General features: G+C 52.8%; 6 protein-coding genes. 4 read left to right on the plus strand and 2 right to left on the minus strand.

The annotated features are described in order from the left end of the window. Positions 1–696 precede the first annotated feature (696 nt). Positions 697–1,044, minus strand: a complete 348-nt coding sequence (locus LIO98_RS06075; RefSeq protein WP_291954215.1) for a cupin domain-containing protein — start codon at positions 1,042–1,044, stop codon at positions 697–699. A 397-nt stretch (positions 1,045–1,441) separates the two neighbouring features. Here LIO98_RS06075 and LIO98_RS06080 point away from each other — a divergent pair, with 397 nt between their 5' ends. The 4 genes from LIO98_RS06080 (at position 1,442) to LIO98_RS06095 (ending at position 6,711) form a co-directional block, all read left to right on the plus strand. Beyond that, positions 1,442–2,842, plus strand: a complete 1,401-nt coding sequence (locus tag LIO98_RS06080; protein ID WP_291954217.1) for a TIGR00366 family protein — start codon at positions 1,442–1,444, stop codon at positions 2,840–2,842. A 15-nt stretch (positions 2,843–2,857) separates the two neighbouring features. Continuing rightward, entirely contained in the window at positions 2,858–4,216 is a 1,359-nt protein-coding gene (locus LIO98_RS06085; protein ID WP_291954219.1) for an amidohydrolase family protein, read from the plus strand. A gap of 40 nt (positions 4,217–4,256) precedes the next feature. After that, positions 4,257–5,444, plus strand: a complete 1,188-nt coding sequence (locus LIO98_RS06090) for an amidohydrolase (RefSeq protein ID WP_291954221.1) — start codon at positions 4,257–4,259, stop codon at positions 5,442–5,444. 154 nt (positions 5,445–5,598) lie between these two features. After that, entirely contained in the window at positions 5,599–6,711 is a 1,113-nt protein-coding gene (locus tag LIO98_RS06095; protein ID WP_291954224.1) for a DUF362 domain-containing protein, read from the plus strand. A 52-nt stretch (positions 6,712–6,763) separates the two neighbouring features. On the opposite strand, the gene LIO98_RS06100 is transcribed toward LIO98_RS06095, so the two are convergent. Further along, positions 6,764–7,951: an amidohydrolase family protein gene (locus LIO98_RS06100; RefSeq protein ID WP_291954226.1), complete on the minus strand. Its 1,188-nt coding sequence runs from the start codon at positions 7,949–7,951 to the stop codon at positions 6,764–6,766. Positions 7,952–8,095 lie beyond the last annotated feature (144 nt).

The following is an 8,095-nucleotide window of genomic DNA, read 5'->3' on the forward strand; positions in this document are numbered from 1 at the left end:
TCACATAAATAATGAATTAAGCATATCATGCATATATCCACATGGAAATTCACCCTTTTGCCAGACTTATACACATAAATTGGCAGAACTACAGGTCGTTTTCTCCTCTATCTGCGCCAAAATATTGGTTTGAGCACATAAGTGTCCACATTTTGTGGATAACTTTGTAGATAAGTCGGTGCAAAAATTACGCACTTTAATTTATTCGACTTCTATTGGCGATGGGAAAATAGTCGTAAGTTAGGTGATATTTACTTCGCCGTAACAGATAAATAATCTCCAAAATCACGGAAATTTCTATGAATGATTCCAAAAGTACGCAGATTTGCCGCGGATGGATGAGCGCCGCTCCATTTTTCCTCGGGATTTTAATAGGTACGCCCCTCCATCCTTGGGAAAACAGCAAGTCTTTTGATGAATATTAAGCCTCGCGATGCCTGGCGGCGGTATTTTCCGCATTCACACGGTAGTTATAGACTGCGGTGAACAATTTACAGGATGAAAATAGCGTCATTTTATTATTAGGGTAATTTCCGGTGAACGTTGTGAAATCTATAAAAAATTATGCCATCAGGCGGCACTGACTATGGTTGGCTTATACGTTTGACCTGACCTCCAACTGTCCGATCGTATAAAAAAATCACCGCCGCGGTACGATGCCGGCCGCGGCGGCGGTCTCTATTCCTGCTAAGATAACTATCCGCGCTTTGCGATTGCCGCTCCCACCACCAGCGTCTCTTTTCCGGAGTTTTCGATGCCGTGGGAACGTCCCATACGGCATAGCATGATGTCGCCGGCCTTTACATGCTGGGTCTCGTTCTCTTCCGTGTAGAGCCCTTCGCCGCTCATAATAAAATACACTTCTTCATTGTCGGCGTGCAGATGGTAGCCTACGGAGGCTCCCGGCTCAAGCTCGAGACGGGTCGTCATCGTGAAGGCGCCGTTCTGGTCGGGGATCGCTACCGGGAAGGCAAGCGCATGTCCCTTGCCGCTGCCGCCCAATTTTTCCCTCTTTATTCCATCTTCCTGGTTTTTTAATATCATCTTCGATTCTCCTTTTTGCAGAGTCTAATTTTTGTGCTTTCCAGAGAAATTATATTGCCTCTGAGAGATAAGTCTATTCTTTTTATATAGATAAAAGAGCTAAATATTATTGACCTTTAATGATTATTAAATTTCCTTCCACGCCAAAAAGATGAGATAGGATTGGTAATGTATTTTTTACGAATATTAGGCATATGTTATTGATAAAAGATCTTGAATATTACTTGAATGTAAAAAATAAAATAAATAATTGGCTAATATTATATTACTATGATAAAATAGTATATTGCCCTATAAGGCGGTGTATTGCTATACCCTAAACCGTTCCGGCGGAAAGAAAGGCGGCGGATTACAGTAACCGGTAGAATATAAGACTAACATTAAGGAGGAAAATATTATGACGGAAAAGAAATCAAAGCTTAATCTTCTTATGCCACACACCTACGTTCTTCTTTTCTTTCTGATCGTCATTGCGACCATTGGAACCTATGTTGTGCCGGCAGGTTTATACGACCGTATCACTGACCCTCATACGGGGCGTATGGTCGTCGATCCGACGACCTATCATATCGTCAAGTCAACGCCGGTGGACCCCTTCGCAATGTTCATCAGCGTCTATAAGGGGCTTGTCCAGGCAGCCGATATTATATTCTTTATAATGATCTCATACGCATGTTTCTATCTCGTCCTCGTCAGCGGCGCGCTTAACGCTGCGATGGGCGCCCTGCTGCGCGCAACGAAGGGGCGCGACGCCTTCGTCATGCCGCTCTTCATGTATCTATTCGCCACCGCCGCCACCTTCTTTGGCATGTTTGAGGAGGCCTTCGGGTTTATACCGATCTTCGTCGGACTTGCCGTCGCGATGGGTTATGACGCGCTGGTCGGCATGTCCGTCGTCGCGATGGGATGCGGCCTCGGCTTTGCCGCCGCCTTTATGAACCCCTTCACGGTCGGCCTCGCGCAGAAGATATCGGAGCTGCCGCTCTTCTCGGGACTCGGTTTCCGCATCGTATCATGGTTTGTTTTTGTGACGATGGGCGTCATCTGGATGATGCGCTATGCGGCGAAGGTGAGAAAAGACCCCAGCAAGAGCCTCATGAAGGGTATCGACGTCGGCGCGCTGGCGCTCGACCACAACGAACTTGTTGATTCAAAGTTCACCGGACGCAATAAGGCGGTCCTTCTCGTCCTGTTTATCGGAATGTGCTTCTTGGTATGGGGCGTGCTTACAAGGGGCTGGTATTTCGACGAGCTCTGCGGACTGCTCCTCGTTACGGGCATCGCCTGCGGCCTGGCTAACGGATACGGTCCCAGCCGCATAGCGCAGATATTTATCGACGCCTGGAAGGATATCATCTTCGGAGCCTGCGTCGTCGGCATCTCGCGCGGGGTGCTCGTCGTCATGCAGCAGGGACAGATCATCGACACCGTCATTTATGCGCTGGCGGCGCCTCTGAGCGGACTGCCGAAATGGGTGGCCGCCGAAGGGATGCTCTTCGTACAGACCCTGATAAACTTTTTCATCCCCTCCGGCTCGGGACAGGCGGCGACCACCATCCCTATCATGTCCCCGCTTTCTGACATCCTTGGCATTCCGCGCCAGGTAGCGGTCCTCGCCTACCAGTACGGCGACGGTTTTTCTAATATCCTCTGGCCGACGACGAATCTGCCGGTCATGTGCAGCCTCGCGAAGGTGCCGATTGAGAAGTGGTGGAAGTACTTCATTCCCTTCTTCCTCCTCCTCTTCGCTGTGCAGATGGTATTCATCTTCGTCGTGATAATGATCAACTATCAATAAAGACTGCTGTGTATAATGGAAAAATTTGAGCTTCTTATCCGGGGAGGGGATGTCATACTCCCCGGATGCGCCGAACCATCCAGTGTCAACATCGCCGTCAGCGGCGGCCGCGTAGCGTCGCTGACGGCGGAGGAGCCTCCTGCGGCCGTGGTTATTGACGCCGCGGGGCTCTGCGTTTCGCCCGGTTTTATCGACACCCATATGCACGACGAAGAGGCCGAAGACGGAAATACGGTCGAGCAGGCGCTTTTGCGGCAGGGGGTCACGACGGCGATCGCCGGAAACTGCGGCTCCGGTCCGCTGGCGGCCGATATCAGACCCTATAGGAGGAACCCTTGGCTTAATCTGGGCTATCTGACGGGACATACAAAGCTTCGGGAAAGTTCCGGGGTGACGGATATATATGCCGCCTCGCCGCCTGATGCGATAGAAAAGATGAGCGGGCTGCTCCTTCATGAACTTGAAAATGAGGGTTCTTTCGGCCTATCTTTCGGCCTTGAGTATATGCCTAATACCTCGGCGGAAGAGATCGAAGCGCTTCTTAAAGTTGCCAGCAGCTACCAAAATATATGGATACCGGTGCACATCCGCGCCGACGGCCCCGCCGCGGTGGAGGCTGTGGACGAAATAATCGGCTATGCCCATAAATATCCGCTGCGCTTCCAGATATCGCACACCGGCAGCATGTGCGCCTTCGGTCGTCTCTCCGAGGTGCTTGACCACATCTCCGCCGCCGTCGCCAACGGCTGTGACATAACCTTCGACTGTTACCCATACGACGCCTTCTGTACCAACCTCGGTTCGGCGGTCTTCGACGAAGGTTTTGAAGAGAGGTGGGGACGCGGCTGCGCATATCTGGAGGTTGGCAGCGGGCCGTACCGTGGAAAATTTCTCTCTGAGGACGGCCTTTACGCAAAACTGCGAAAAGAGGCTCCCGAGACCCTTATCATTGCCCATGTGATAAACGGGGCCGAGGTCGAGGAATGCCTCATGCACCCGCGCTGCGCCGTCGCCTCGGACTCAATTCTTCTCAAGGGGCACGGACATCCGCGCGCCGCGGGAACCTTCCCGCGCGCGATAAATATCATGCGGAAAAAGGGGCTGAGCCTCGTTGAGGCGGTGCGGAAATGCACATCGCTGCCGGCGGCGATGGCCTTCCTCGATAAAGGTGAAATCAAACCCGGAGCTGACGCCGACTTTGTACTCTTTGACCCTCAGCGGCTGCGTGACCGGGCAACATTCGCCGAAGAGCTTCTGCCTCCCGAGGGCGTCGAGTGGGTCATCATCGGCGGAGAGGCCGCCGTACATAAAAACGAGATTCTTGGAGGCCCCAAAGGAAGGCTGATCACCCGCCAAACCTTCGCGGCTGTATAATAGCGGTAAGAGATATAGCATACAAAGGGAGGCTGACGTCATGGAGCTTCGGCAGATGATAGCGGAACTTGATAAAAATATCGCGGTAAACACCCCCGCGATGGCGGCCATGAGCGACGGTTTTGCCGCGCGCCCCGAGGTCTCGGGAAAAGAGTTTGAGACCAGCAAAGAAATAGTCCGTGTGCTGAAAGAGGCGGGCTTTGAGGTCGAGTATCCCGCGCTCGGCATTCCGACCGCCTTCACTGCGCGCTGCGGCAGAGGCGGCGGCCCTAAAGTCGCCATTCTCACGGAATACGACGCGCTGCCGGAGATCGGCCACGCCTGCGGCCATAATCTGCACGGTTCGATGTCGGTCCTGACGGCGCTCGCTCTTCTTCCGATCCTGAAGAATACGGACTGCGAGCTGCTGGTGGCCGGCACTCCCGCCGAGGAGACGGATGGGGCGAAGGTCGAGATGTCCGCTAAAGGGCTCTTCGACGGCTGTGACTTCGCGATGATGATCCATTCCTGCGGCGGAAAAAACATGGTCGAATATCGTTCGCTTGCGATGGACGCGGTGGAGTTCACCTTCACCGGCAAGACCTCGCACGCCGCCTCCGCCCCCTGGGAGGGGTGCAACGCGCTGAACGGCCTGCAGCTGTTCTTTCACGCGGTGGATATGCTACGCCAGCATGTGAGGCCGGAGGTCCGCATGCACGGCATCGTCCACGACGGCGGCGCGGCGCCGAATATCGTACCTGAGCGCGCCGTCGGGCGCTTCTACTTCCGAGCCCCGAAAAGGGCCTATCTCGACGAAATTATCAAAAAGGTCCACAACTGTGCGCGCGGCGCGGCGCTCGCGACGGAGACAGAGGTGACGTGGCGCAACTTTGAGGCGAGCTTTATGGATATGCTTCCCAACGGCCCCGCCGAGACAATGGCGAAAAAATACTTTGCGAAAATTGGTCTTGAAGTGACCCCCTGCGGCACATTTATGGGCTCTTCCGACATGGGCGACGTCTCCTACAGATGTCCGGCGCTGCAGCCGGAAATAGACATCTCAGGCGAGAATATCGAAGCCCACACCCGCGCCTTTGCCGAGGCGACGCAGAAGCCGCGCGCACACGAGGCGATGAGGGACGGGGCGAAGATAATCGGACGCTGTCTGCTTGAGGTCATCTCGGACGGAGAGCTGCGCGGCAGAATGTGGCAGAGTTATAAAGAGGAGATCGCCGCCGCGAAGAGGTAGGTGGCGCTGAAATATTGGTATAAACATAATAAGGGCTGCCGGAAAATAGAGGCAGCCTTTGTCGTTTCTTTTCATTAATTTAAAACTTGCCCTCCACATGATAAAATTATCAGCGGGTTTGAAAGAAAAGTAATATACACAGGGGGAGACAACAATGTCGTCAAAGGTATATTTCACAAATATGAGAGCGACGCCGGAACTTAATCTGCTTCAGAAGCTTGAGAAGCTGATAAAGAGCGCCGGCATCGGAGAGATCGACTTCAAAAAACAGTTCGCGGCGATAAAAATACATCTCGGGGAGCCGGGAAATATTGCCTACCTGCGCCCAAACTTCTCGAAGGTAGTGGCGGACGTTATTAAAGAACTTGGCGGAAAGCCATTCCTCACTGACAGCAACACGCTCTATGTCGGCCGCCGCAAGGACGCGCTCGAACACCTCGACGCTGCCTACGAAAACGGCTATAACCCCTTCTGCACCGGCTGTCAGGTGATAATCGCCGACGGCCTGAAGGGGACAGACGAAGCTCTGATTCCGGTGGAGGGCGGCGAATATGTCAAGGAGGCGAAGATCGGCCGCGCCATCGCCGACGCCGACATCATCATCTCGCTCTCCCATTTCAAGGGACATGAGCTGACCGGCTTTGGCGGCGCGGTCAAGAATCTCGGCATGGGTTCGGGATCGCGAGCCGGCAAGATGGAGATGCACAGCGAAGGAAAACCGTCTATCAGTGAAGAAAAATGTATCGGCTGCGGACGCTGCGCCCGCAACTGCGCGCAGAGGGCGATCTCGATAAAAGCCGGAAAAGCCTCCATAGACCATGAAAAGTGCGTTGGCTGCGGGCGCTGCATCTCCGCCTGCCCCTTTGATGCCGTCATGCCGGACTGGGATGGCTCGAACGACGTCCTCAACAAAAAGATGGCGGAATACGCGAAGGCGGTCATCTTTGGGAAACCGAACTTCCACGTCTGCCTCGTAATAGACGTCTCGCCATTCTGTGACTGCCACGTGGAAAACGACGCCGCCGTCACGCCCGACATTGGATTCTTCGCCTCCTTTGACCCCGTGGCGCTCGACCAGGCCTGCGCCGACGCGGTGATAAAGACCCCCGTGATCTCCGGGACCTATCTGACGGACCAGCTGCATGAAAACGGCGCGGATCCGGATCATTTCCACGCGATGCACCCCACCACCAAATGGCAGGTGATGCTGGAACATGCCGAAAAGCTCGGTATGGGCACGCGCAATTATGAACTTATAGAAATCTAAGATATTGAGGCACGGGCAAGTTTCGCCCGTGCCTCCTGTTTTTTAAAAAGATCTATAATCTATTTTCCGTAGGATAGACCGTTCCCTCTTTCATCACAAAGGCACAGTCTCTGAGGGCGTCCGGATCTTTTAAGAGGTCTCTCTTCCAGCCGGCGATATCGGCTAGCTTCCCGGGCTCTATCGTTCCGACAAGATGGTCGATTTCACAAATTTCGGCGTTATTCTTTGTTGCCGCCGCAAGAGCTCTGAAGGGGTCCATGCCGCTGTTCAGCCAGGCGTTATATTCCCAGCCGCTCTCGTAGTTCTGATGTACGGCGACCATATCTGTCCCGTATCCGAGCTTTATCTTGCTTTCACGGATGATCTCGCGCCCCTCTTGGAGGAGTTTCTGGTACTTTTCCAATTTCTTTCTGAAAGATTTGCTCTTTTTGGAGAGACTATCCTCGTCACTGTGTATCGCGTCGTCGTAGGGAACGAAGGTGGGAACAAGATAGGTCCCTGAATCCTCAAAAAGCTTGGCCGTCTCTTTATCCATCAGCGAACCATGTTCGATGCCGGTAATCCCGTAACCGATCAGCTTCTTCATCAGACGTGGTCCGTAGGCGTGCGCCGTTACGGAAATTTTTACCTCCTGCGCTGTATCGAAGATCGCCTTGAACTCCGCGTCGTTGAGCTGGATATCGTCGGGATCGTCATTAGGTGTCGCAAAACCGCCGGTGGCCATGATCTTTAGAAAGTCGAAGCCCATTTTCTTCTCCCGACGCACGGCTCCCGTGAAAAAATCGGCCCCATTACCGCAGGTAGGGTACTCTTTCATCATATAATCTGATAAATAAGGGTTATTCCTTACCGCCTGCGTCATATCTCCGTGGCTGCCAGGGGTGCAGAGGAAGTGCGATGAGACGATGAGCCTTGAGCCCTCAATGTATCCCTCATCTATCGCCCGTTTTACATCAAGCTCATAGGCTTCGCGGAACCATCCAAGCGAACGGATCGTTGTGAATCCGCCCATGAGGGTTTTGCGCGCCGTTCTTGCGGTGGCAAGCGTTCGGTAGCCGTCCGAATTGTAGACGGTATCGGTATAAATATCCCTCCAGTCGAAAAATTCCGGGTGGACGTGCGCGTCTATCATTCCGGGGGTGACGGTACAGTCGCTGAGGTCGATGGTCTTGAGTTTTTCCGGCCCTGGTATGTTGTGACCCACTTCAATGATTTTTTTACCTTTAATTAAAATTTCCATGTCTTCTTGCAGGGAATTTTTTAATCCGTCATATAATTTCCCGCATTTTATCTTTAAATACCCCTCCATTTTGAATCCCCCTATCAATATATTTTTATTTTTGAATATTGACATAAATTTTTCTTGATATATATTATATATAAT

The organism is Cloacibacillus sp., assembly GCF_020860125.1.
Taxonomy (GTDB): Bacteria; Synergistota; Synergistia; order Synergistales; family Synergistaceae; genus Cloacibacillus.

Excerpts from the sequence above, each read along its gene's own strand:
- LIO98_RS06085 (WP_291954219.1), top strand. The coding sequence starts at position 2,858 with ATGGAAAAATTTGAGCTTCTTATCCGGGGAGGGGATGTCATACTCCCC.
- LIO98_RS06090 (WP_291954221.1), top strand. The coding sequence starts at position 4,257 with ATGGAGCTTCGGCAGATGATAGCGGAACTTGATAAAAATATCGCGGTA.
- LIO98_RS06095 (WP_291954224.1), top strand. The coding sequence starts at position 5,599 with ATGTCGTCAAAGGTATATTTCACAAATATGAGAGCGACGCCGGAACTT.
- LIO98_RS06080 (WP_291954217.1), top strand. The coding sequence starts at position 1,442 with ATGACGGAAAAGAAATCAAAGCTTAATCTTCTTATGCCACACACCTAC.
- LIO98_RS06075 (WP_291954215.1), bottom strand. The coding sequence starts at position 1,044 with ATGATATTAAAAAACCAGGAAGATGGAATAAAGAGGGAAAAATTGGGC.
- LIO98_RS06100 (WP_291954226.1), bottom strand. The coding sequence starts at position 7,951 with ATGGAAATTTTAATTAAAGGTAAAAAAATCATTGAAGTGGGTCACAAC.